We start from the raw sequence: 26,368 nt of genomic DNA, 5'->3' as shown, positions 1-26,368 counted from the left end.
GTTATCACTACTTGCTTTCATCGGTAGCACGCTGCCATACTGTGTAATAATCGGCTATAAGCTATTCCCACGTCATTCCATGACCAATGAGTTCGGGGAACAGGGGTCAGCCCCGAAATACCCTCTTCTTTCAACCAATCAAGTAAGGCGTTGTTATCTTCAATGAGGTGAGCGGCAAAACGACGTGTAGCACCCGAATGGGCATAAGCCACAACCGGTATACCCAGTTGTACGGCTTCGGCGGATAGAAAATTAAATGTCTCGTGATAATCACTTAATACTAGTGCGGCACTGGCTCCACCAAAAATCAGCTCGTGATCGTGTTCCAGATCGTAATAATCGAAAACCTTATGTCGTTCATCCAAATTTAAGCCATTAAAATAGTGCTTGGCTTCTTTGCCCCGTTTAGACCAGTTATTAAAAAGGATGTGCAGATGCAATCCCTGCTCCAGACAAGCCTCTACAACCGGAGAGAGTTTCTCGAGTGCTATTTTACCTGCTAATAAAACTACTGGGCCGTTGGGGGAATGGTAATTACGGGCGGGAATATGATCTGCTGCCCAAGGAATGTAATGTCGTTTGGGAAAGCAATATGTCCATGGGGCCTCATAAAAAAAGATATCGGCGGCGTAGGCGTCTGGAGCAGCGGTAGTGGCAATACAATCGGAGGAATTTGCTCCAAGCTGATGGGCATGGCAGGCAGACAAAATAGCATGGGAGTCAGTGAGTAATGAAACATCATGCCAAACTCGGATAGTGCGTTGTCTCAGAGACTCTGGCGCTTGTTGACCAGCACGAAATAACTCACTTTCCATTAACGGAATGATAGCTGTGATATTTTGGGATGAAATTTTCTCTGCCAAGTTATCAAATGTTGGGTATTCTTGTGCAGAATACCAAATGACCTCAACGTCACAGAGAGGCAGGATGTGCGCAAGATTCCAATAGGCCGTTTCTATTCCCCCCCATCCACGACGATCAAAATTGTCTGGATACCGCTCTATCAATACCACATATTGTGGCGTTTTTTTAAAGGACATAATCAAACGCCTCACTTTTTTGATGTGAGCGGTTATTACAACGGCGGCAAATTTCCGTTGCATTTCGATTTCCACATGAAAGCGCTTCACGAGCTTGACGGAATTGGGGTGAATTCCAGATTTCCATGATAGGGCTATCAAATATATTGCCGAGAACCACTTCTTCTTTGTTATCTTCATAGCAAAGTACGACATTCCCTGTGATAGTTATAATCAACATATCTGAGGGAGCAAAACAGGGAAGATTTGAGACAATTTCTGGCCCGGCAATCACATTGCCCGCACGATTGGTTAGCTGTAACTGATCAGGAATAAGCCAGATAAGATCAGGTTTGGGGGCTCCAGGTTTGCTGTCGTGCTGAGTGATAATAAACTGTTTAATACCATTTTTATGTAGCAGCTGATATTTTTCATCAGTTAGATAATCACCATTACTATACAGGATTTGCCTCACCTCCGGCAGCCGTTTAGTGACTCTGGCGACAAATTGCGGTAATTTAGGATGTAGTAGTGGTTCATTATAAAAATGGTAAGAAAGTCTTCCAGTAAAATTCGCCTCTTCTAATCTGTCGATGATACGCTCAAATTGCTCGGGTTTCATTCTGTTAGGGGCATCGCGCGGTGCTATGACGTTAGGACAGTACACACAACGTCGGTTGCATCGTGAATTAATTTCAATCTCTACCATCGAAAACATATGCTTTATCCTTAAGAGTGTTATTTGGTAACAGATTGCTCTACTAGCTCGTGATAGATATTTATTAATCGCGGCAGTACAGTGTCTGGTGCAAAGATTTCTATCGGATTTTTAGTACCATCATTCTCATTGATGATGGGAGTGCACTGAGGTTGGGCTAGTGCTCGGTTGATACAGTTAACTAATTGCTTTATATCTCCGGCAGGAGCAAGTAATTCAGGCGAAATTTTGCCCAGTATTTCGTTAATGCCGCCAACTGCATAGGCTGCCACCGGTACTCCGACAGAAGTCGCTTCAATGGAAACACCACCAAACTCTTCGTGTTCTGACGGCATGACAATGACATGACATGCAGCAATTGCGGTTGCCACCTCATCATTGGGGATGAATCCCGTGATAGTAAATTTGGATTCTAGATGATATTGAGCAATAGTCTCTTCGAGTCTGTGTCGTTGTGGGCCATCTCCTACCACTAAAAAATGCAAGTCAAGATGACGCAGACGATCAGCTACAGCAACAAAGTGTGTCCAGCCTTTTTCTTTTGCTATACGACCAATAAAGCCAATGTTTTTTGTTTTTAATCTATATTTCTGCCGAAATGCCTGTATTGCTGATTCTCCGGGATGCCGGAATTGTTTGGGATCGACAACGTCAGGAATGATTTCTACGCGACGAGCATAAGGACGAATAACAGCAGTAGTACGTTCAGTCAGGGCGATGGTTGTTGCTGCGAGTTTCACTGCTTTACGCTCCAGAGAGCGAGCCAGTTTATGTGTCATGCGATCCCAGATAGACATCGGTTGATAAACGGAAAGTCGTGAACAGTGGATAGTCAGTATCAGAGGGCAAGGTAACAATTTAGGAACCAGATAAGCGACCAGCAACGCTGGGATCTGTCCATCAAGATGGAGATGAATCAGATCAAAAGGCTTTTGTCGCGTTTTCTTGCGGATCGTAAATAATGTAGCCAGTGCCCAAGATAGAGTAAGGCCCTTTAATCCAGACAGTTCTGAGCGGAATTCAGGTAACTGAATATAAGTTCTCTCTACACAGAGTTCGGGATGTAAATGGCGTTCGTGTGGCAGTCCGGGAAAGCCGATAGTCATTACATGCTGTTGTACTCCCTGTTGAGCCATCCACATCGCTTGTCGCCAGATTTGAATTTGCATTCCCCCTACAGAGTCATATTTAGCGGGCCAGTTTTTGACATCAGGATGATGAAAAAAGGGAGTTAACCGTAATACACGCATTACTATTTCCTCTTTAGCTATTTAATCATACAGAGCCATACGGTCACGTTGGTTATTAAATTCCTGATGGGAAAGACAAGTGCCACAAGGAAAGTTGTTGTATTCTCGCTCGTCCTGTAATCCTTCAATTTCTAAATGACTAGGAACTGGAGAATAACAATCACATTTCACCATGGAGATATTTTCACCCTCTATGTAATAGTTGAAACCATTGCGGATCTGGTCACAGATGAAATCACCACGGCGTCCATGTTGGTAAATATGATCCCAACGATCGAAAAATGCCTTACGTTCCAAAAAGGGCGCTTTATGGAGTTGTTCGTAATTGAGATGTACAGTAAGTGGTCGCCCTTTCGTGGCTAATAGGGGTAAAAAATGTAAACGGCCAGAGAAATTACGAGCCTGTAAGGTATCTATAAATTCATTGATCTCTTCAACGGATTGGCCGTGATAGACACATTGTAGTTCAGCAGAAAGGTTGACTGCATGATCTAAAATAATATCGATTTGTTTTTGTTTTAAACCACGAGCCTTATTCATTTGCTCAGTATGTCCATCAACAGAAATGACCCAGAGCAAATCGGGACGCAAACAGGCAGGAAAACGTGTGCCATTTGTGAGCACTTCGATGAAATAGCCTTTTTTCACACTTTCCGCCAGAAAATCGAGTATTTTCGGGTAAAGTGTAATCTCTCCATCCGCTTCAACTCGAAAGAGAGTATCACTCGGATTAAAACGCTCCATAATTCGCGTTATTGAATTAATAACTGCTTCCGTATTCACTTTAGCTCGTTTTACTTCGCAATAGCTGCAACGTAAGTTACAGGAAGTTTTAATCACAATATTACGATAACGGCGTACCCTGCGGGTTACGGGAGGCCAAGCTGAAGGCGGTTGAATACTATGTATTACATTAGTTATATCTGACATAACACCCCCTAAGAATCTGATTACTGCGTATAGAACACATTTGTAATAATCTCTAACACTACAGTTATAAATCATTTAAAATCAATTGGATAAATAACAAAAGCAAATTAAGGGATTGCACAATTTCAATCTATTATATGAACCAGATACCTCATTAAAATGATTAGTACGGCTGTAGTACTGGAACAGAGAACGCTAATAGTACTGAGCAGTTTTAACTTCTTTTTTTGCGCGTTCCGTTGAACAAGTGCTGGACAGGCTGTAATTAGATTATGGTTAATTTATTGAATTTATTTAAAAATATTCTGCTTCAACATTGATTCGACTAGATCAGCAGGCACAAGCGTTAAGGGATTTCCTTCACTACTCCAAAGAGGGACTCCCAATTCCTTTAACAAAATCATTGGAATTTCATTGGGTTTAGCGTGTAGATAGCCACGTTTATTATCAGATTGCAGTATCTGCATAATAGCTTCCGGTGTTGTTCCTACTGGTGCCTTGATATCGACGCCGTTAAGGTGAATCAGGCGGTAGTGCATATCACGTGCTTCTGATGTCAACAAACCAAAGGCGTGAGAAATTTCGGCAGCGACTATCATGCCAAGTGCCACAGATTCGCCATGAGTCAGTCTTCCATTACAGCTTAATTCGATAGCGTGTCCTACAGTGTGGCCATATTCGAATATAAGAGCATGATGCCTTTCCCTCTTATCGTTAACCATGGCTTTTTGTTTGGTGAGGACCCCCGCTTGAACGATGTGTGCAAGCGTTTGTTCGTCGTAATGTGCTTTTGTATTTAGTGTACTGGTTAAAAATGGGATATTTTCGGTTTCTAATATCAGCACATTTTTAATGATTTCGCATAATCCAGATCGCAAGTGTTGGGGCGGCAATGTCATCAGGAAAGCAGTATCAGCAAAAACTGCTTCTGGCGTATGAAAACAGCCCATCAGGTTTTTGCCTTGTGGCATGTTCACAGCTTGTTTAAGAGAAATAACAGAATCGCTCATTGCAATCAGGCTGGTGGGGATATGTACAAAACGAATACCACGAAATAGTAGTGCGGCTAGCAGCCCTGCTATATTGCCGATGACTCCCCCTCCCATAGCGACAATAACACTTTTTCGATCAATGCCTGCATTAACTAATTGATTAGAAATAAAATCTAATGTTGTGAGTGATTTGTTTGCTTCTCCTTCTGGAATTGACCAGCTCCAAACAGGTATCTTTGTTTTTAGAGCTAGCTGCTGTACGAAAGGAGCTGCATGAAGCTGGTTTACGGTATCGTCAGTAATGATGTGCAGAGAAGATGCCGACATTTTAACTAAATGTGCTGAGATTTCGTCTGTACAATGGCTCCCTATCCAGAAAGGATAAGCAACATCTTCAAAACACAATTCGATTTTACGCATAGAATGCGCATTATCTTGAAGTGCACAGGATAACACATCCCTTTTTTTAGTTAACACATTGTTATTAAAAGGTACATCAATACCATTTTTTTCGGTGTTTATCATTTTATTACCTATGATTAAGGTGATAGTGGCATTGGTTCATCAGATGATTGTGCATTAAGCTTATTGTTTATTATTTCTACAAGGTTATTAATTTCCATTGATAGATGTTCGTATTTAGACCAACTCAGAGTGCAGTCAAGGAGCGCTTCCAGACGTACCATAAATTCAATAGCATCCCGTGCAGGGATCTCTAACCGTCCTCGCTCGATTACTTCTTTTGCATCATCTCCCGTTGTCTCGCAGGCGATTTTGATAATTAATTGGCGAATATAACTTGTTGATATTAACATTCTTTCTCCCAAAATCTTTCTGCATGGTAAACTGCTTGCTCGGTATGGAAATTTTTTTGTGCCAAACGTTGTGCATGGAAAATAATTGCATCAATCGTTTCCTTATCAGTTTGGCTGGCATAATTAGATAGTGCTGCGTATTTATCTGCTAATGTTTGATCAATACTGATGACTTCTAGTATGCTAAATTTTCTCTCTGTCAACTGCTTTTCCAGAATATCCAATGAAAATTCAGCCGCATAGGGCAAGTCTTCGTAAAAAGCTAGTTGCCATTGATGATTCTGTAGTGAGCAAATAGCGTGATGGACAATCTGATGGTCGATATGGTGACCTATGGCGGCTGGCGCAATCACAATATCAGGGCTTGACTCTGCCAAGATCTGCTGTAGCTTCTCCAATACAATTGAAGTTCGTATGTCATCAGTAAGTTGTTCCTGAGTAAATTGGAGTTGGCGCTCATTTCCATCGTTATAGCCAGACAAACTGGAATCTGATAGCCCAAGTGGGTATAACTTCATCTTAAAATTTTCACAAAAAGCCTGCTCTTCTTTTACCCGTACTTTACTAACAACGGCGGCTCCTGAATTACGCAGGGATTTAGGGAGTGCCCATTGGCTTTGGGTGAATACGGTTACAACCTCTAATGTAGATACAGCCGCAAGTTGTGAGATGAAGCCGCCTATCGAATAAGCAATATCATCGGGATGTGGAGCAATTAGGGTTATGTGTTTTCCATACCAGTCTTTTATTCTGCTCATATTGCATACCTTTGTAACCAATGGATAGCATTGGCAGCAGGCATAACATCACTAGCACCGTCGATCATATTGAATGCAGCTTCCATTTGCCGTTCAATAGGGACATGGATTGGGTGCTGCATAGAAAAATTCTGAGCAAGTTCTGAAAATACCTGTTTGAAGCGTATCTCCAATTCCGTTAAAACGGCTTCAGTTGCCAGCGATATAGCCTGATTATCAAACTTATACAGTAGCAGACGGTGTCTAGCACAAGCAGTATAAAAAGCTTCATCCAATTCAGGCGTTGCACAAATAAATTGTAGTAATGGCCCATCTCCCATCACTTTTATTGGCAATTCAACCTGTGTAATCAGTGTGCATAATGTGTTTGCCAGTATTGATCCGCACGTAGCTAGACGCTTATAGCCTTGTTCTCTATGCATATATTTCAATGTGGCTAAGGCCGCAACAATAGGTACTGTGTCAAAGTAAGCGGTATAGGTCATATGTTTAGTTTTTTGCATCATGTCAGAAGATCCGACGAGGCAAGATAAACGTTGCCCGTTGCATAGTCCTTTAGCAAAGGTATAAAAATCAGCCTGGATGCCAATAACCTGTGATAATGCAGAACCCGCCACTGAACGATACCCATTTTTGACTTCATCACTGCAAAAGAGAACGCCATATTCACGGGCAAGAGAGGCTATTTTTTTTAATGTTTCTGGTTTGAGATGTACATAATCAGGAGAAATCATCACCATTGCGACTTCGCCATGATAATTTTCTAACACATCAGCCAGTAATTCGGGGATGAAGTAGAAATCGATAATGCCGTTTTCATTTGGTTGCAAAAAATGGGAAGATGAAGACCATAAATCTCCCCAACCGTGGTAACCTGCGCTGGCGATGATTTTTTTTCCTGTTATCTTCCGGGCACACTGGACAACGGCGCGGCAGGCTTCAGTTCCTGAGCTGAAAAAAGCAACTTGCCCATTGGAGATACCACTATCAGCAACAATGATTTCTGCAAGATCTTCAAAAGGTTCTGACCAACAGGTGGAAGACCCCAGTTTATTATTTAAACTGGCGACTATTGCTTCTGTGACTGTCGGATGATGATGTCCCAACGTGATGTTACCTTTGCCATTCATCAGGTCAATATAGTCTCTTCCATCACTCAGTTTGACGACAGCACCACTTGCGGATAGAGCGCGTAAGTTTGGTACTGGTACGCCGACAGCAGATGCGATTTTTTCAGGTTTACTCATAGACACTCCTCGATATTTCAGTCGGTTGCATATTCGCGATGCTTTCGATAATCAAGTGGTGGTACTGGATAAAAGTTTGGAATAACAAGGTGAGATCTTCACATAAGCGCATCTTACCTATAGAGCTAAATTGACGTATTTCCCGGCGGAAACCGTCAAGTAGTAAAAGTAACGCAACAGGTAAGGAAGTGAATATCACTGGTGAATTATCATTCTCTGTCTGGTTACTGTTGCATATCAGCTGTAATGTGGCGGGCGGTAGTTGATATACCAATAGAAAAACAGCTATCTCCAATTCTGGCCAGCTTATTCCTCCCCAGTTAGCCTCCTGATGAAAACGGTAGAGATTCCCGTCCTTGCCAACTTGCCAGTGCCAATCACCAAAGGCATAGCTAAGGGAAGAGCGTATTGGTCGGGTACTTCCTGCAAAAGGAGGAATATTGAGTGAATATAGCCACATAGGTAAATCAGGTAATTTGTGTTCACTCAATTTACTTTTACCCATTTTGTGTTGCAGGCGTTCCCATGCATTACGAATGGCTGCACCTATTGGAATCTGAGGTAGCTGGCCGGCAATATCTATTAATGGTGATAGGCTGACAGACTGAATAATAGCGTTGCACTGTGTAAGCCAAGCCTGATGATTTTCATGAGGTGTTTCAGCCATAAGATCCCGTAATGGCCGCAATCCTGGAAGATGTTGAGCAATATGATAACCATCAAGAAACCACGCCTTAGGATGGGCAGTATTGGCTTGTTTCACCCGATTGAATTCTGTGAGTCCATAGGTGCTTTCCCCGATAAATTTCAGGTGCAACAATGGTGTTTCATGTTTATCCGTGACCAACAAGGGGGTTTTCTTGGGATTAATCAACCTCCTTGCATATTTTTCCATTGCTGGCGAGTTCCAAGGCAACCAAGCCTCACCCAAGCCATATCTCTTTTCCATTGTTGGGCAATGGATAAGGATCTGTGTATCAGCATCATTTATTATTGTCGAATTCAGTAAATCCGATGCTGGTATCGCGGAAGTCAATGTAGAAAGAAAATGGCGGTGATCATTTTTTAACAACAATTGCCAGAGTGGACGTCGTTCACGTGTCATCAGAGGTGATCGCACAAATACAGTTGACCATGAAGCTGATGTTGTGATTTTTCTCACATGTCCAATGCTGGCAAACCAGATGTTTTCCGCTTTAAGAGCTAACCATTGCGCTAGTTTTTTAACCGTACTGCCTGTATCTGGTTGATCATCAACAATCACGACATCTGGACGTTCCGGTAGTGTGCCAAAAAGACGAAATAAAGAATCCAGTTCTGAAGGGTGATATTGACAATAAACATCAATATTCCTTAAAGGACGTAGTGTTAGCCATGCAGGAGACACACCATTAATCTGCGTTAATCCTGCAACCCAGCGGGGAGCAAGAAAACTCCCTCCACTGCGGAGACCGACAACCACTATGGGACGTCCAGAGGAAAATTGGTGGGCAAAGCGGATTGCATCATCCATACAAACTTCAGTATCCCCTAAATCATAGCCATAACACTCTGGCAAAGGGAGTGTTAGAATACGGGTTAGCAAATCTATCCAAGGAGAAAACTGGCCTTGCATTACAAGGTTTATTTGTGAAGGCATCTTTTCTGGCATGATTTTGCGACCACAAGCGATAGACAAAGCGGCTTGCTGTGCATGTATAGCAGAAAATCTGGCTTGATGACGGATCGATGACGACTGTTGGCTTGCTTCAGCAAGAAGACTCAGATCACTCCATATTTGTCCCAGAGCGCAGGTTGATACATAACCATCACCATCTTCGGCATATTCGGTGGTGAACAATTTCGACACTAATTCTGAGGGCGTAATCTGTATTCTGCCAACATTGTCTTTTGCCCTCATTTTGTGCGTACCGCGCTAATAATCGCAATCGGATCAACTTCAAACAATTTAAAACGACCTTTCTCCGCAGCGGCGATATGAACCAAATCTTGTTGAATATACATCTCAATTTCTTCTGTTATTCCATAAGGAACAAGACTGAGCTGCCTAATAAACTGTCGACGCAGTCTCTCAGGAAGTACATTCGCATGATAGGCAAGTAAATATTCTTTGCAGCGTTTAAACTGAGTTTGCCAAATAGCGATTTCATTTGCGATCGCAACGGCTGAGTCAGCATTTACTGCAACATCAGGAACGTGGTGCAAGACTAAATGACGCAATCCCGTATTTTCCGGTACAGTAATTAACTGCTGTAATGTGATTACCAAATCACGACGATGTAACAGACTGACAGCAATTCGTTCAGCCGCAACAAAAGACAAGGGGTACTGTACCATCTGCATAAGGGTCTGCTTTGGCCATTTCGCTGACAGGAGCAGTCCCATTTGTCCGGCAGTGGTATAAAGACACTCCCACTGTTCCTGATCATCTTCTGTTTTTTCCAACTGATTAATAATACGCTGAAAAGCTTCCCAAGAATGGTCAAAACCAGCAAGGCAAGCACGAGTGACCTCATCACGAACGAATTCATTCAGGCAGATTGCAGCGAGCATTGACGCAAAGGGCAATGAATAGACTGTGATACGTTGGATAGAAAAATCAACCACAGATCGATAATCAACATAAGCTTGGAACAATTCACGCCAGGGGGAATGGCCCAGCATTTCATTCACATGTAAAACTTCATCATTAGGTACATAGGAGAAATCATAAGCGGTATCGAACAGTACCCGTAACCAAAGCACTAGCTGTTCTAGTTCATTGTTCTGCCAATGTAAGCCATCAATACGCTTTAAGCGCAGGAAAAGTGTCCAGGTACCGAGCTGACAGACTCGATTTGATGATATCTGCCATTGAGGATTCCATTCCGCGATACGCGACGCTAAGGCATTGAAGACATGTAAGCGACCGATATCCTCTTCAGGGGCATTTGGAAGTTCACAAAATTCCACAACCAATTCTTTGTCATTAAAGAGGAAGCTCGCTTTATGTACGACAAAAGGGAGTGAAATCTCAAAGAGGTTATTAGATAACCTTAACAAGCAAGAACGGGCATCACCAAAACCATCCGCGATGCTGATCAATTTACGCAAACGGGTAGGTAGTTCAGATCCTGATTCAGCCCGGAAACGAACCAGCATCCATTGATGTAATAAATTATGCAACTGATGCGCATTTTCTATTGGTAGCTGTTCCGGTGACATATTACCTGCAATGGGTATTAAGGACTGCCAACGTAAGAAGTCATCCCCTAATATTTCCACAATATCTTCTTTTAATTCAAGGAAGAAGGTGTCTGGTACAGGGGAGTGACGCACATGTTCTATCCACTTCTGAAAAGAATATAATGCTGCTTTTTCATTGACAGAAAGTGTTGATAGTTGTGCGAATTCCATCCAACTACTCAGTAAATCCAGATAATTCCTATACGTTATTGCATCACGTCTATCTACTAAATCGCCTAATACTGCCTTGAGTACCTGATCATAAGTATCCACTAAACCTATACGGCAAAGTGCTCCCAAGGTAGGTAACTTCGCTTGATATAGCGCTTTCATCATACGGTCAGCGGATTTTAGTAAATCGGCCGCTTCACTTGCTCCGGCTAATGCAGCGGTGGCGGTAAAACGTCTGAGTGGTGCCAGAAAAGCAATATAAGCAGCAAATGCTTTGGGTGCACAGACCAAATTAGCCAGTGCGGTGGGCGGGAGCTGGCCATGATAAATGACTTCAAGCAGCTCTTGAACAGAAAATGTGGATCCCACTTGATTAGCTAACACGTGTAAAATGTTTACCCGGTCAGTATCTTCATAAATGGGAAGGATCTCTGTATCTGTGAGTACATGCAGCATACATTCTAATAATAAACGGCCATCCTCATTTGGGGACACTACCGCCGCATAGACCCATTGTGCCAATGGTAAACCAGGTATTTTCTCAACCCATGCTTCGGTTTTGATGAATAACATAAGCAGGCGCAAATCATTTAGTTGATTAACTTTATCTGCTAATTCTGGGATCGCCTTACATAAATTCGGTAATATCGATTGAGGAGCTGCTTTGGCTCTTAAAGCACAAAGGTAATCTGTTGTTTCTTCCGTTACTGACCAATCAGAAGGATAGAGAGCCATCACTTCCTCACCCATCTGTGTGAGCAACCACCCCGTTAAACTTGGGCTGCGGACAGTACCACCATGATGTATCCAAGTGTCCGTTGGGAAGAGGCTACGTTGCATGAGTTTGAAGACCACTTTTTCCTCTAAAAATGGCAATCCCGCTAATACATTTTGTAAAACATCATAAAGATATTGAGAGGTTAGCTCTGTGTTAGGTAAGGATTCACTATCGTCAAATATACGCTGTACAGAAGCAGGCAAATTAACCGCTTCAGTGGATTCTGTTTTCAATTCGATTAGCGGTTTTTGAGAACTGAAGTAGGCTTGTTCTCCCACACTATCAATAGCAACCCATGGGACCGATGGGATATTGGTTAACTGGGTAAGAAAAACCGGTAATTTTTGCTGACGGAACATAATACCGGCATGTTCACTAGCAACACCGGATTCAACGAAGACAGCAACAAGCGTGGATTGTACTGATGGAGAAAGGCGCAGGTAACGCGACCATGCATCGTCTAACGTTGATGCTGAAAGAAAAGCACCTAAAGCAGGCTTAGTGGGATACAGTAATGCTGCCACAGGAAATACTCGCATACAGCGTGCCAGCTCTGTTTTTATTTCAGAAGTTAATTGTTCAACCTGACGCTCTAGTGCATATCCCGGAGCAGGGCGAGCCTGCACTAACCAAATCTTATTTACATGAACCTGACGTAATTGTGTACCCTGCCACAGGGGAGAGGTTAAAGTTGGCCAATGATAGGCAACAGAATTCACTCTTGAGCCGGGAGATTGTGCAGATGCAAAACCAAAGCCGAAGGCTAATTCTCCCCGAACTCCGTCAACGCCATTTAACGTCAATCCAGTCGCCGATACCAAGCCATGATCTGTTTCCAATACCCACTCAGTATCTAATGCTACTTCAGAAAAATATTGATGCAATTGATTGATAATATTATATAAATAATGGAGTTTATCAGCTGTAAGATAAGGAGCCTGTAAGGTATCCATGATAGGTGGAATACCTTCTGACGGTGCATCTTCAATCAATTTTTGAACGAAACAACTGATAGGTTGTGGTTGATAACTAGGATCACTTAACCTCTGCTGTTCAATGGATTGAAGTTCAAATCCACTAAAAGCTACTGTAGAAAGCGTATCGCTAAAATCTGCAGAGCAATGACAGATGATACTGGCATAGCCTCCGGCATTGACGAAGGTATTACCATCTTCCAGACCGGCACTGCGAATAATCCAGGGCGGAGGACCACAAACTTCCTCTACCTGTTTAATCCAGTCAAGGTGTTCAGCAATGTATTTACTGTAGAGAGTGCGTAATAACATGCTATCAGCATGTGGATGGCTTTCTACAATGGCAAGTGCTTTATCAGCTGTAAACCCCACTAAAGGTGGAACAAGTATTGAAAAATCAGGGTGCTGAGAAAGTTGTTCTAATCGTTCAAATTTAGCCGTCATACGTTTATCTTCTTACCCTTAAAGCCATAGTCTTAAGTGATTTTTCGCGTTAGTAAGAACGATCCGCGATTTTCCACCTATCTCTTCATTTTCTATAATATGCAAGGCACTATTACTTATGCGTATACGCCATTGGCTCAGCATAGAGACATCCAATCCCAGCAACACAAAAATTGCCAGTTCTATAGTGAATGCATGGGAAACGATCACAGTGACTTTTTCCTCACCCCGTTCTTGGTGTCTTTGACATAAAAAATCAGCTACCCGTGTTCTCTGTGCAGCGACAGTTTCTACTTCAGGTCTTACATTAATTGTGGGGTTATTTAAACGCTCTTGTAGCATTGTATCCCATTGAGACAAACTTAATGCTGGCGTCAGTGAAGGTTTTATGCGTACTTCTTCCAAACGCTCATCAGAGACCAATGGTAAATTATGTCGTGTCTTGAGTAAGTTGGCAGTTTGCATTGCTCGAATCATTGGACTGCTAAATATTTTATTTCCAATTAATTCCTTTGGAATATTATTGGCCAATAATTGTGCTTGTTGCTGACCAACCGTAGTCAACGGAGAATCCGGCATTACAGAACTGATTAATGCATGTGCATCTTGTAGATTACATGTTGCCTCTGCATGTCGGATAAAGACAAAACGATGGCTCTTTATTGAAGGCATGTTGATTGGTGATTCACAGTTGCTCAACATGGTGCATGACCTTACTAAGAGCACGTTGTATATCAAGCATGTCTGATTCTTCTGCAAGCAAAAAGCGATGTGGTAATGCAATATGGCTATGAGCAAATGCTTCCGCTATTGGCAAACTAAAACGCTGTGGCTGAATAGCTGATTGAAAGTCTTGGTTTAATGCGAAACGCCGTCGGCTTGAAGGTTGGTATAAAGGACATTGATTGAGTGATGAATACATCGGCTTACAGGGGAGATGAAGCTCTGCTGATAGAGCTTCTGCCAGTTTTGCCACTGAAGCTTTCGCTAAGACCGATTCAGGTAATCTAATGGCATAGTTATAATAAACACGTTCTGTGGTACCAGAAGTAGTTTGCTGAGGAATACAGCCAATTTGCTGCATTAACTCATCCAAATATTTGGCATTACGGCGTCGGGTGATATTCTCTGCATCAAGCTTTTCTAACTGGGCTAGCAAAATGGCGGCATGAAATTCAGATAGACAATAGTTTGACCCCATCAGTTCAGCTGTTTCTAATAATTCCATATGATCCAACGGAGGTGGCACATTACTAAGTGTGCGCCCATCTGCGCGTAAGTGGGCTAATCGTCTAGCAATTTGTTCATCATTAGTCAGTACTGCACCTCCTTCACCACTAGTCAACAGTTTGCTGTGTTGCATACTAAATGTTCCGGCTATCCCAAAAGTACCAACATGTTGACCAGCAAAACGAGCCCCATGTGCTTGAGCGCAATCCTCGATGAGTGGCAGATTGTATTTTTCTGCAATATGTAGCAGGGCATTTAAGTCAGCAACTGCCGAGCCGAGATGAACAACAGTAATAGCACGGCAACGAGGAGTTATAGATTTTTCAACAGCATTTGCATCTAAGCAACCCGTCATCGGATCCACATCAGTGAGCACGGGAATAGCATTAATGCTCAAAACGGCTGATGCTGAAGCAACCCAAGATAATCCTGGTACAATCACTTCGTCACCAGCACCAACTCCAATGGCTTCTAAGGCCATAGCTAGACTAGCAGTTCCGCTAGAAGCCGGAATACAGTAATGGGCATTAGTATAACTAGAATACATTTTTGCAAAACGTTGTTCAAAAGAAGGAGTTCCGCGATAAGGGCCACTTATTGACCAACGTTGACTGTCTAAAACAGAAAGTAAGTTATCTACAGTTTGGGGAGTACTTGTAGGCCATCCTGGCCAAGACATTGTTCGAGTAGAAGAACCACCATGTATTGCAAGTTGGGACACCATAAGTAATCTCCTTTTTAAATTAAGGTGATGATTAATTAATTTATGCTCTAAATAAGAAAAAGAACTAATTATTTCAATAAGTGTCAAAGTTGAATATTCAACTATTTTTTTAAAAAAATTTTCCGCGATTAATACTATGTATTAAATGGAGATAAGCAATATATTAATTATTTAATGTTGAGTGTTGCGATTTGTATCATGAGCATTTATGAAACTGATTAACATAAATTATAAAATATATTAAAAGTTTTTTTATTCAGAATGTTGTTGTGACGTTATTGTCTCAGTTAAAGAGTAGATTTCTGGACAAAATTAAATCAAGCCAACATTCTAATAGAATCAGTGTGATAAAATCAGAATAGAATATTATTTAGTAAAAGTTGACCACCTCTCAGACAGTCGTTAATATTTTCCCATTATTTCATGATTCTATCGTCTGTAAGGATCACCTTTGGGTGTCACTAAAACTCCCGTAGCCTGAGGGAGAGCACACCACGCAGTATATCTGCGTACTTTTGGAAGCAGATGTCGTCGGACAACAACCCTCCGTCCGGCGATGAAAGTTATCCGGTGTGATCCACAACAGGCTTACCACGCAATACGGGCAGCATCTGCTTTGCCCTGTTCTGAAAAACATTATCCTGCGTTTTGAACATTCACGATAAACGTCCTGAATCCTGTACCGGCGATTACGTAGCAGGATCAGTGGGCGTCAATGATTTCAGCGTCCACGGTGGTGCGGCGTCACTTGGGTAAAAATGCAACGATTACCAAGTGACGCCGCTAAGCGGCCAACGTCCAGTGCACGCCCGGCCTGCCTTTACGACCCATTTGATCCACGTATTACTCAAAATCACTCGTTGTTACGGGTATTTTTCTGTCTGAATCGTTCTGTTTTGTTTGCTTTTCACCCACTGCCTGACAACAGGCTGATACCGAAAAAAGGAGAAATTACCCACGTCACGATAATGAGGCGTTCATCCTGACTGAATCAGGTCCTGAACGGGGAGCATGTCATCGCTGTGCTGAGCACGTAGCGAACTCCTGCAAAAACTCAACACAATTCTCGCCCTGCTACACATTATCTGACGCACCACGGAACGGTGAACCTCACCGACACGCAGGGAATGTTTCGAAATAAGTAAATAATGATCTGAAAAACACAGGGGAAATACGGATAGCGAAGCGATCACGAACGAGAATAAAGAACAAAGATTGATGTAGCCGTCCGTATTCTCCTCTGAGTTTGTGTGATAACTGAGGGCAGGATTCACTGCGCCTTTACCTACAAAATAGCTTAACTTTCTGTTTGATAGCGCATGAGTTCAAATAAGTTTGAAGTAGGTTTATAGCCGTTCAACTTAGCAGTTCAGTTATTGAGTTAGATAAAACAATCCGTTCAAGTATTCCCGCCATTAGCAAAATCTAGTGGTCAGGGATTTGCACCCCTGTTAGAACGATCCACTGGTAGGAAGTTCCTGCCAGTGTGCCTGCTCACACCTATTCAATGGTGGTTCAGGCAGGGGAGGCTTCGGCCTCGCTGGTGTGAACCCAGTCTGCTAACCCTGCCTTGAATCACCACCATCAATGATGAATTAATGGAAGGGGTAGCAGGAATGAATAACGTTAGAAATGACTGGCATCAGGCCGACATTATTGCGGCATTGCGTAAATGTGGTACTACCTTAGCGGCAGTCTCCCGTGAAGCGGGACTGAGTTCTTCTACACTGGCAAATGCATTCAGCCGTCCGTGGCCGAAAGGCGAATGGATAATCGCGAATTTTCTAGGCATTCATCCTTCAGAAATCTGGCCTAGCCGTTATTTTGATATTAATGGCTAGCTAATTGAACGTAAGGTTCGCGATAAACCACAGAAATAACCTTCTCCCCAATTTGTGATCTACTTCGTGAAAAGAATAAATTTTTATATAAAGCCTGTGACTGAAATGGTGTTTGTAATTTAGCCGCCTTGGAGTCTTATGGCTTTTTCACTTCACAACGTGGTAATTTATAAAATACTATATAAAATTATTTTATATCAATCAGATGAATAAATGATGGGGATAAATTTATCTGGGGCATTAAAAGGGGTATTAAAGGGTTGGTTGATTTTAAATTTGTTTTAATTCAAATTGTTATTGTTATTTGCGAGCCCGGCCTTACCATTAGCAAGTTTCTCAACGTCCATTCAAGTCTACAAATTCCCTGAAAACCCCACTAAATCAAGATATTTCATTTTACATTTCAACACGTTGTTGTTTTTTTATTCAGTTCACGTATTTCAATCTGCTCCGGGGTAATGGGAGACGCTTGAGGGGTTTTCCCCTGCCGTTCATCACGTAACTGTTTCACCCAGTGCTTCATGGTCGACAGGTCAATATTCATTACTTTTGCGGCATCAGCCACCGTGTAATGCTGATCAACAACCAGCTGGGCTGATTCGCGTTTAAATTCTGCATTGAAATAGCGTTTTTTCATCGGATCACCTATGTCGTATTGAGATGAGCATATCACCTCTGTTTAGGTGGCCAAATTTATTAAACCATATATGGACGTCCCCCGGTTGATGGAGCATATTCGTGATAACTCAGCGAAGGAAGTTTATGAAGATGCATTTTTTAGTATTCGTTACTATCAAAGGGTATTGCGCACTTATCTTTCAAGCGTATGGAGTTGATTAAGAAGATAAACAATATCATTGCTAAACACTATCCGGGAATGCTGGCTGCAAGGTAAGTTAAGTGTCGTATGTTTGCTATGATCAAGAAATGATCAAAGGAGAATAACATGACTATAAAAGCTCGTGTTCAGTCACGACTGAAACGCTCAAAGCGTTATGTTTTCACTCGTGACGATTTCAAGGATCTTGCTGGCTACGATCGAATTGGCAGAGCACTGCGTGAACTGGTGAAAGAAGGGCAACTGTTGAAAGTAGGCTATGGCGTCTATACCAAAGCGCGGCAAAATGCGATTACCGGTAAGTTGATGCCTGCTGCTCCTGGAGGTTCTGCTGCGGTAGTGATTGAGACATTGGAACGTCTGAAAGTGGATTACCGCCTAGTAGGAGCAACAAGCGCCTATAATAGCGGTAAATCCACTCAGATCCCCGCGTCACTGGAAATCAAAACCTCACCACGTTTTAAGAGAACGTTGTCAGTAGGGAACAGCAAATTAAGTGGATGATTTAACAAAGCTATTCCCAGACGTTGCCGATGCTCTGGGCATTGAATCAGTTGCAATTGTAGAGAAAGATTATTACATCGTTGAGTTATTGAGATTGCTCCAGCCTCCAGCCTCTGGCCTTTGATACGCATCAACTGGTTTTTGCCGGTGGAACGGCATTGTCAAAAGCGGGGATATCTTTGAACAGGATGTCGGAGGATGTGGACATTAAGCTTGTCCCTGTCGTCGGTTTTTCCCAGCAATATTCCAGAGGTCAGCGTAAAAACATCCGTAAAGGTATTATTCAGATTATTATCGAAACGATTACAGCCTCAGGTACGTTTCGCATGGATGAAGAGTACCCAAAGGTTACTCGTGATGAATATCGCTATAATGAAATTCCGGTGCGTTACCCGCAGGAATATGCACAAGCTCCCTGCTTAAGGCCATTTATCAAACTGGAACTAATGGAAACGGATTTACTTGAGGCTGCGGAAAACCGCGCTATTAGCTCATTGGTAATGGATCTAACAAAGAAGGACGAAGTAGTGAGGACATTCCCCTGCGCAACAATCGCCAGCACGCAGGCTGAAAAGCTGATCTCGATGATGCGCAGAACGGCTGCAAGTATACGTGATTTGGAACGAGCAGTGGATGAATCACTGGTGCGTCATATCTACGACAATTTTTGTATTGTTAGAGAGAAAGGTGCCGATGTTCCTGTTTTGAAGTATTTCGTGCAGGATATTAAACGTTACGGTGCCCAGTACCCTGAGTTCTGTGAATCACCTGTTGAAGAACTGAAAAGAGGGCTGGAAGAACTCGTGAGCAATCCTATCTACAAGGAACGCTATTTGCAGTTTGTCACGCCAATGGTATTCGGTGAAAGCCAGGTTTCCTGGAAAGAGGCTTATGCTTGTTTTCGCCGAACGGCATTGGATGTAGTTGATGCATAGCGACAAAGTTATGCTTGATTGTTAGTATCTTCCCAGGCAATTCTTGCCCCGATACAGTCCCAAAATCAACGAGCTAATGTGTTGGTATATTATCTAAAAGTTATTTTTTATTATTTTTAAATCAAAGGATTAATCATTATGTGCGAGTCCGGCCTTCGATCATCTACACTTACGTAGTTGTCTAATTTTTCAAAATATTCCCCAAACCCCAAGTAAATCAATGAAAGCCTATCTGGCTAATCCCACCGTGCGTCTTAAAATCCATGGCACGTAAGCACCGTTGAGAGAACATTCGGTTCAATCAATCGAAGTATTTCCAAATGAAGCTCAACGCCAGACAGCCAGAAATCATCAAACCTAAAGACAATAAATACAAGTTCGTCACTGAAATACATTTAAAAACATATAATAAATTATCTTATATTTCCTTTTTAGTATAAAAGCATAGTTGCAATAATATTATATTGGTTTTATTTATAAAAGGTATTATTTCTGTGTTTGACAAAGGCATAAATATTTACTTATCTATCATATAAAGGATAAATTAATTTAACATCAGGAAGTTGAGTTAACTTGTCGTTGTTATGGAAAATAATATCTGTAATAACGGAGGGTAAAAAAATGAGAAAATACATGGCAATCGCACTATGTTCGTCTTATTTTCTATTTGTTCCTATGCAAGCCAGCGCTCTTTTTTGTTCCCCCTATCAAGCGGATGCTCAGTGGTGGGCTTGTATAGGCAAGTGTCACGAAGATAATCCTTTTATCCCAGCGTGGTTGTGTGCTGAACTCTGAACGTTATCGTGGATAACTCAGGAAATGATGTAGGCAACTACGATAATGTGCAACATGATGTTGTCTCATTAACCCATCCGCTTAACGATGGGATTCTTGTAATTTGTTGAAAACGTTTAATGGTTTCATTCCAAGTCAATGATAATTTGGCGAAATGCTATCCTCTATAGCACAATGACTTTTGATGAGACTATCTTAGCGGAGAGAAAAACGGGATCTCCTACTGCCAGCCTCATCAATTCCGTCGCCAGAATGGTCAGGTAACCTCACTCTTTGTCATCTGACTGCTCTTGACTGTTTTCCAGATAAGCAGGCGATACGTGCGCAATAGTCAATAAATGGGTATCACGCTGATATCTCATCTCAAACAAGGAGGTCCCCATTGGATAAGCAACTGCAAGATATAGATCTCTGCGAAGCGCTATCAGATATTTTTGTCGATAATGAAGTGGATTACGAAAATATTGCTTCGATAGTAAAGCATTTTTCACTTGAGCATGTGGAAAAAATTTTTTTCGAATGGGTTGCGCCAGTGTGTTATACCAACAGAATGGCGCCTATATTCCTCCCGTATGGACTTTTTTTGACAAAGAACAACTTTGGCAAGATATCCAGCAACTGCAAGCAAAACAGGCGACAGAAAGTGTGATAGAGAAAATAAGAACAAGACTGAGATTATATTTTTTACGTCAATATCTGGCAAAAGATTGGCAGCGTTTGAGAGAAATGCTGGTCGAGTGATTTTTTATTTTATCCTATATACCGTAAAACGCCGATATTCAGAGCTCAGATCTTAAATAACAAGCGCAATACCATTATCTAAAAATAAAATAACGAATTGCGCTTGATTAAAGTTACTGAAATAAGTCTATTGGATATAATACCTTTAAATAAAGGAGGTATTAAAAACTAAAAAAATTGATTGTACATAATACTCAGGCTATTTGGTTCCTGAATAATTATCATATTTGAGAGTTGTTGTATATCTTGTTCTCTGGTCGAAAATCTAAGTGTCATTTCAGTGGTTAACCAATCTTTAAATGTACCACTATATCCAGTGTATCCCCATAATTGTTGCATTTTTGTCATCGTATTAATATCAAAATGCACTCCACTTGCTACCTGAAAATCAATAGCTGAGCGTAATGAATTAATCATGGTAACGTGTGTTACTGGACTATGCTCGGTAACAAATTGACCATATAACTTGAGATAAATATCATTGGTTATATTTACATGAGTACTTTGGCCAGTAAGAATGCTTATGGGAGTAGAGTTATCTATTTTCCATAGATTATTTCCTGGGGAACTTTCCCAAAAACCTAATTTTAAAAAATCACCGTAAACAGAACTGTACCTTTCAGCCGGAACCGCATTACCGAGAGTCGTCAAATTAACCTCAATATTACTTACCTGATGGCTACCCAGGTTTTCCACAATATCACGACCCGCTAAGTTTCTTATTTCTCTGAAAGAGTGGACGTACCTTGTTTCTCTGAGAGCGCGAGAACCTGTTGCATAGGCTTCACTGCCGCCTGCAATCATCCCGCCCCGACCACTCAGACCTGAAGAGAAACTGCGTTCCAGTTGCTCCCCGGTTTTTCGCATACCCCGAGCCAACCCGCCAAGTAATGCACTTCCCAGGCTCACGGCACCCAATCCGAGAGATACCCAGTTCAGGATTGCGGATGCCTGTGGATTACTCTCTTCCGTTGCCGCACTGGCAATGCCTGTGGCATCCCCCAGAAAACCCACGCCCGCGACAATGGCTGCCCCGATACTCAGGGAGGCCCCACCCGTCGGGATTGCGGCTGCCAGCCCTATTATCATGCCGATTGTACCAAACACAATGCCCAGTATACTGCCCACACTTATATGCCCGCTCGGATCATGTCGGTTGATAGGGTCGCCCAGGCAATAGGCGTATGGATTCAGCCCGCCGGCACCGAACGGACTTAAACTGTCCGGTGCCGTAAACCGCATCAGGACCGGATTATACGAACGATAACCATTCCCCAGATGATAGCTGCCACCCACCGGATCTGATCGTTCACCGACATAAGCGGGTAGCGCGGGATTACGTGATTCTGCCGCCTGCTGCCCATACGGAGTATAGCGATAACGGGCCAGAGGATTTGCTTTCTGTTGACTCATCAGCACATTGCCTTGCCCGTCTGTACCCAGCAAATACGCGCCCTGTCCGGTTAATGCCGCTGCCGGTGCCCCGTTTGCCTGTACCAGCCGGATTTCATCCCCGCTTTCACGTACTATTTCTGCTACCCGGAGCGTGCCTTGATAGTACAGTTCATGGGTTTGTTCGTTGCCCAGCTGTTGCAACGCCAGCCGGCCAGCCACATCATACCCATAACGGTTGGTGTGCTCTCCCTGTGTCACTAAGGTCAGCCGGCCCAGACTGTCGTAGGTAAGTTCACGCCCCGCTTCATCCCGAATCAACCTGCCGGCCTTATCATAAACCAGTGTGATAACCGGCGGATATCCCGGATGCGTGTGAGTGATTTGCTGCAACTGGCAGGGATCTGAAGGGTGATAACTGAATATCGTCGTATCATTGCTGCCGTCCAACAGCGTTGTCACGCAGGTCAGGATATTGCCCAGTTTGTCATAGGTAAACTGCTGACGGGTCAGGGTCATGCCATAGGCATCCTGCGGACACTCTATTCCTGTGCATTGATATTCCGTTAACCAGCGCCGGGCAACATCATAGGTGTAGTTTTCTTGGCGCAACAGCCCGCCCTGCTGGGAACGGGTGATCCGGCTCGCCAATTGATTCGTGATCGTATAGGTTTGTTCCAGCGTCAGCACTTCCGCACCGGTTTCGATCCGGCGTTCGGTTTCCCGCCCAAAATCATCCCATGTCAGGGTCGTGGTCAGTTGCTGGTTGTTTGCTTTGTCATGCACTGTCCAGCTGTTCATCCGACTGGCGGCGTCATAGCGACAGGTTACGCTAATCATATCGTCAGCCGTTTCAACCGGGCGTCCATGTTTGTCAAAACGCAACCGATGGAGTTGCCCAGTGACATCTCGATATGCCGTCGGCTTTCCGGCAGGGGAATAAGTATACTCAGTGTGCCGTGCTGTGCCGGTATCATCAAAATGCACGGCTTCCTGTTGTAACTGACCCGCCGGCGTATATTTGAATGCATGGGACATCTGCTGTGCCGACACCGCCTGGCTCATGGCCCCGGTATTGGCGTCATAAGTAAAATGCTGTTTAATATCCGCTGATTTCACCTGAGTGAGTGCGTAACCCTGCTGGGGATCATGCTGATAGTGTATGGTTTGCCCAAGCGCATTGGTAATTGTCTCCGGTACAGGCAAACTGCCCTTATAGCTGGCGTAGTGGGAGCGGCTGCCGACGGAGGTCTTTATTATCCGGCCCAGGCTGTCAAATTCACGTTGCCCCAGAACCTTTCCGTCAACCTCAATGTGTGTCAGCAGGCTGTCGGTGCTGAAGGGTGCATAGCGTTTCCGGATGACTGTCCCATCACTGTGCCGGACTGCCGATATCCGGTTAAATACGTCATAGGTGTATTCTGTTTTCTGTTCCAGTTCATCCACGGTGGCCCGTAAGCGTCCCAGCCCATCATACTGGTAATGCTGCTGACTCAGTGGGTTACCCTGACTGCCATACTGGGTTAACGTCAGTGGCTGGTGTTGCAGATTATAGACTGTTTCCGAGTAGCCGAAATGCAGGCCATCCGCTTCCATGGTGTTGCGGACTGTCAGGAATATCGGATCGTAATCCTGCCGTACCCGTTTGCCTGTCCCATCCGTTACCAGGCAACGCTGCCCCCAGTCGTCGTAGGTGATCTGTTGCTGGCTGGAAACGAGTTCGGCTTGTTCCTGATCGGGGTTTATGGGCAACCAGTCATGATCGTTTTGGGCCATTAACCGTCCCCAGCCGTCATACTCGATGTCAGACACTGGGTGCCAGTCCTGATTTTTCTCCCGTATTTTCCGTTGATAGGGTTTTCCTTGTCCGTCAAACCGGATTTGGGATTGGTTGCCCCAGACATCCTGCTGGGTCGTCGTGGTCGTCCCGGAGGGTTCAATATGATAGGTATACAGCATTACCGTCCGGGCAAAACGGGTACCGGCATTATTCACCTGTTTCAGCAGGCGCCCGATGCTATCGTAGTCAAAATGTACGGTACAACCTTGTGGATCTGTTTCGTGCAGCACCTTGCCACTGACACACGATTTAACCTGCGTTCCGATGGTGGTAACACCATCATGCCCACGCCATTTCGCGGTAGTCTGCAATTTGCCTTCTTCCAGGGTATAAGTGAAGGTTTTCTGGCTTGTCCAGTGCGAAGTGGTAGCGGTTGGGTGGGTGTCTGACCCGTTATGCACAGTCTCTGTGATGGATGCTAACCGTCCGTGGTGGGGAGACGCCACATTATCCACATACTGGGTCTGGCGCGTGTGAAGTAACTGGCTGTTACTGTATATCTCTTGCCGGGTACAAACGACCGCATAATCGCTCTGGCTGCCAGGGCGTGTGGATAAAGGATCATAACGGTAGCGCACCTGATGGACCGGTACATCGTCATAACCGTTTACCCGTGGCGGCGTGACCGTTTTGGATTTGACATAACGCACAAACCCGTGTGGATCTACCGGGCAATGACCATCTTCTTCTTTTTCGTCTTCATCCTTTGCATGATAGTATTTCCACACCGTCAGAGTGCCGTCCGGAGCAGTCTGGTGGGTGGGGTTGCCGGCATCATCAAACTCTGTTTGGGTTATTTCCTCTCTCTGGCCGCGGTCGCTGATAAAACGCACTGTTGCGCTGCGTGGTAGCTGAAAGTACGCATCCTGCTCCTCAAAGGTTTGCCCGACCTTGGCATAATATTCCGTCTCGTGCTGCCGTTGGCAGCCATGTTGTTGCACATTTTCTGAAACCAGCAAATGATAGTTATTGTAACGTCGGGTAATGCTGCGCTTCTCGTGGCCATTATTCCAGCGTTCCGTTGAGCCATAGTGATACGTTCTCATGACACCATAGAGATAATCGTCATCTTTATCCCAGCTTTCGTTACTTCCATAGCCCAGAAAATTAGATTCGGTATATTCATATTCCCTGACAATATCAGGGTGTTGCTTTGTACGTTGTGTGTACCGAGTTACATAAGGCAAAGGGGATAGACGGGCCTCTTCGGGAAAGAGATGGCCATCACTATCGTATTCCACAAATTCAGTGAAACCAGTCGGAGATGAAATCCGGCTTAAAAAGCCAGTATCGGAGTCATATTCCAGCGTCCAGCCCAGCGTCTGGTCACTTGTCTCATTATAAATCCGGGTGGTTTTGTCATTATTAAAGATTAACCGGATATCATATGATTCCGAGGATTCAGGCCAGACGGTGATCTGGGTATAGCGGCTGGTTTCATAATGGATCTTGAGCAACAGTTTCTTTGTCTGCTTTTCGTCTGATATCGTCTCAAGTCGGGGGACCGCCTCCGTTCTATAACTCCAGTCCAGTTTCAGGCTGTACCCCAGCGGATTAACTATTTTAATGGGCACTTTCACGTTATAGGTATTTTGAGGCCCCGTGAGGATCTCTATCAGGCCGGATTTATGGATCACCCGATAAACATTTTGCTTAGCGTCCTTTTCAAACCGAATTACATCTTGTTTATATTGTTTTAAAGAGACATATTCATCCGTTTCAATCACCTTATATTGCTCGCCTGTGGAGAGCACCAACAGTCGTTTTTTGGCGTCATATTTAGTGAGTCCCAGAGAGAAACCAATGCCAAGGCCCTGATTTTCCCCATTTAAGGGACTATACGTTAGCGTAAAAATTTGCTCTGGACCAAGACGATGATTACCGATAAGGTGTGCTACCGGCATCATATAATTAAACAGCCCAGTACGCGGATCGACGCTACCCGCCGCTGAACTTTGAAAATTAGTCGCCTGGGAGAAAAAAGTATTACTCATTTTTATCTCCTTATTAAGAAGAAAATATCTGGCAGTCAGAAAATTCTGTATTCAATGACAATAAATCTCACACATAAATAGTGTTCTAGAATCAGGCAAAATGTTAAATAATATTTACAGCTAAAGGACAGTGATGGGAATATAATGCTATTTTTATTATTCCTATTATTTACCTGCTGAAATATAAAAAATAATTTATCTCGGTTTTCTTTC

The 26,368-nt window shown here is 43.4% G+C and carries 17 protein-coding genes and 4 pseudogenes; 7 read left to right on the top strand and 14 right to left on the bottom strand.

What is annotated here, in order from left to right; all coding sequences use genetic code 11:
• Window positions 1-17: 17 nt before the first annotated feature.
• The 12 genes from Xsze_RS02045 to Xsze_RS01990 form a co-directional block, all read right to left on the bottom strand.
• Entirely contained in the window at window positions 18-1,040 is a 1,023-nt protein-coding gene (locus Xsze_RS02045) for a glycosyltransferase family protein (protein ID WP_038240523.1), read from the bottom strand.
• Window positions 1,030-1,737, bottom strand: a complete 708-nt coding sequence (locus Xsze_RS02040; protein ID WP_051462484.1) for a radical SAM/SPASM domain-containing protein — start codon at window positions 1,735-1,737, stop codon at window positions 1,030-1,032. Before Xsze_RS02040 ends, Xsze_RS02045 begins: the two co-directional genes overlap by 11 nt.
• 20 nt (window positions 1,738-1,757) lie before the next feature.
• Complete coding sequence (locus Xsze_RS02035; protein ID WP_038240522.1) at window positions 1,758-2,987, bottom strand: glycosyltransferase; 1,230 nt, start codon at window positions 2,985-2,987, stop codon at window positions 1,758-1,760.
• A 21-nt stretch (window positions 2,988-3,008) separates the two neighbouring features.
• Window positions 3,009-3,917 carry a radical SAM protein gene (locus Xsze_RS02030; protein WP_038240521.1) on the bottom strand — a complete coding sequence of 303 codons (909 nt, stop codon included), beginning with the start codon at window positions 3,915-3,917 and terminating at the stop codon, window positions 3,009-3,011.
• A gap of 290 nt (window positions 3,918-4,207) precedes the next feature.
• Window positions 4,208-5,434: a 2-deoxy-scyllo-inosose synthase gene (locus tag Xsze_RS02025; protein WP_051462483.1), complete on the bottom strand. Its 1,227-nt coding sequence runs from the start codon at window positions 5,432-5,434 to the stop codon at window positions 4,208-4,210.
• A gap of 14 nt (window positions 5,435-5,448) precedes the next feature.
• Window positions 5,449-5,724, bottom strand: coding sequence for a DUF6137 domain-containing protein (locus tag Xsze_RS02020; RefSeq protein ID WP_038240520.1), 276 nt, complete (start codon window positions 5,722-5,724; stop codon window positions 5,449-5,451).
• On the bottom strand, window positions 5,718-6,482 hold the full coding sequence (locus Xsze_RS02015) for a PIG-L deacetylase family protein (protein WP_038240519.1): 765 nt from the start codon (window positions 6,480-6,482) through the stop codon (window positions 5,718-5,720). Before Xsze_RS02015 ends, Xsze_RS02020 begins: the two co-directional genes overlap by 7 nt.
• Window positions 6,479-7,729: an aminotransferase class III-fold pyridoxal phosphate-dependent enzyme gene (locus Xsze_RS02010; protein ID WP_051462482.1), complete on the bottom strand. Its 1,251-nt coding sequence runs from the start codon at window positions 7,727-7,729 to the stop codon at window positions 6,479-6,481. Before Xsze_RS02010 ends, Xsze_RS02015 begins: the two co-directional genes overlap by 4 nt.
• Window positions 7,722-9,629: a hypothetical protein gene (locus Xsze_RS02005; protein ID WP_038240518.1), complete on the bottom strand. Its 1,908-nt coding sequence runs from the start codon at window positions 9,627-9,629 to the stop codon at window positions 7,722-7,724. Before Xsze_RS02005 ends, Xsze_RS02010 begins: the two co-directional genes overlap by 8 nt.
• A complete protein-coding gene (locus Xsze_RS02000) occupies window positions 9,626-13,321 on the bottom strand; it encodes a hypothetical protein (RefSeq protein WP_038240517.1) in 3,696 nt (1,231 codons plus the stop codon). The genes Xsze_RS02005 and Xsze_RS02000 overlap by 4 nt, the downstream gene beginning before the upstream one ends.
• An 18-nt stretch (window positions 13,322-13,339) precedes the next feature.
• Window positions 13,340-14,023, bottom strand: coding sequence for a histidine phosphatase family protein (locus Xsze_RS01995; protein WP_038240516.1), 684 nt, complete (start codon window positions 14,021-14,023; stop codon window positions 13,340-13,342).
• Window positions 14,007-15,362, bottom strand: coding sequence for a DegT/DnrJ/EryC1/StrS aminotransferase family protein (locus Xsze_RS01990; protein ID WP_209435301.1), 1,356 nt, complete (start codon window positions 15,360-15,362; stop codon window positions 14,007-14,009). Before Xsze_RS01990 ends, Xsze_RS01995 begins: the two co-directional genes overlap by 17 nt.
• Window positions 15,363-16,033: 671 nt before the next feature.
• Between Xsze_RS01990 and Xsze_RS21765 the strand changes: the two genes are divergently transcribed.
• Window positions 16,034-16,261 carry a hypothetical protein gene (locus Xsze_RS21765; RefSeq protein ID WP_143707569.1) on the top strand — a complete coding sequence of 76 codons (228 nt, stop codon included), beginning with the start codon at window positions 16,034-16,036 and terminating at the stop codon, window positions 16,259-16,261.
• A gap of 630 nt (window positions 16,262-16,891) precedes the next feature.
• Window positions 16,892-17,116: a helix-turn-helix domain-containing protein gene (locus Xsze_RS01985; protein WP_038240181.1), complete on the top strand. Its 225-nt coding sequence runs from the start codon at window positions 16,892-16,894 to the stop codon at window positions 17,114-17,116.
• Between the two features lie 418 nt (window positions 17,117-17,534).
• Here Xsze_RS01985 and Xsze_RS01980 read toward each other — a convergent pair.
• Window positions 17,535-17,753: pseudogene (locus tag Xsze_RS01980) on the bottom strand (transposase); the annotation flags it as partial.
• Window positions 17,754-17,835: 82 nt separating this feature from the next.
• Between Xsze_RS01980 and Xsze_RS22545 the strand changes: the two are divergent.
• The 5 genes and pseudogenes from Xsze_RS22545 to Xsze_RS22360 form a co-directional block, all read left to right on the top strand.
• Window positions 17,836-18,011, top strand: a pseudogene (locus Xsze_RS22545) (DUF4942 domain-containing protein); the annotation flags it as partial.
• A 51-nt stretch (window positions 18,012-18,062) separates the two neighbouring features.
• Entirely contained in the window at window positions 18,063-18,458 is a 396-nt protein-coding gene (locus tag Xsze_RS01970) for a DUF6088 family protein (protein WP_038240161.1), read from the top strand.
• Window positions 18,451-19,393 (top strand): annotated as a pseudogene (locus Xsze_RS01965) (nucleotidyl transferase AbiEii/AbiGii toxin family protein). Before Xsze_RS01970 ends, Xsze_RS01965 begins: the two are co-directional and overlap by 8 nt.
• A 1,243-nt stretch (window positions 19,394-20,636) precedes the next feature.
• A pseudogene (locus tag Xsze_RS23280) lies at window positions 20,637-20,690 on the top strand (hypothetical protein); the annotation flags it as partial.
• A 32-nt stretch (window positions 20,691-20,722) separates the two neighbouring features.
• Window positions 20,723-20,929 carry a DUF7079 family protein gene (locus tag Xsze_RS22360; RefSeq protein WP_211293371.1) on the top strand — a complete coding sequence of 69 codons (207 nt, stop codon included), beginning with the start codon at window positions 20,723-20,725 and terminating at the stop codon, window positions 20,927-20,929.
• A gap of 168 nt (window positions 20,930-21,097) precedes the next feature.
• Here the strand turns inward: Xsze_RS22360 and Xsze_RS01955 are convergent, their stop codons facing one another.
• A complete protein-coding gene (locus Xsze_RS01955) occupies window positions 21,098-26,155 on the bottom strand; it encodes an RHS repeat-associated core domain-containing protein (protein ID WP_038240159.1) in 5,058 nt (1,685 codons plus the stop codon).
• Window positions 26,156-26,368 lie beyond the last annotated feature (213 nt).

The sequence above is a fragment of the Xenorhabdus szentirmaii DSM 16338 genome (assembly GCF_002632585.1).
Classification (GTDB): domain Bacteria; phylum Pseudomonadota; class Gammaproteobacteria; order Enterobacterales; family Enterobacteriaceae; genus Xenorhabdus; species Xenorhabdus szentirmaii.
The sequence above is the reverse complement of the archived record's forward strand: the minus strand, read 5'-3'. Positions and strand labels throughout refer to the sequence as shown.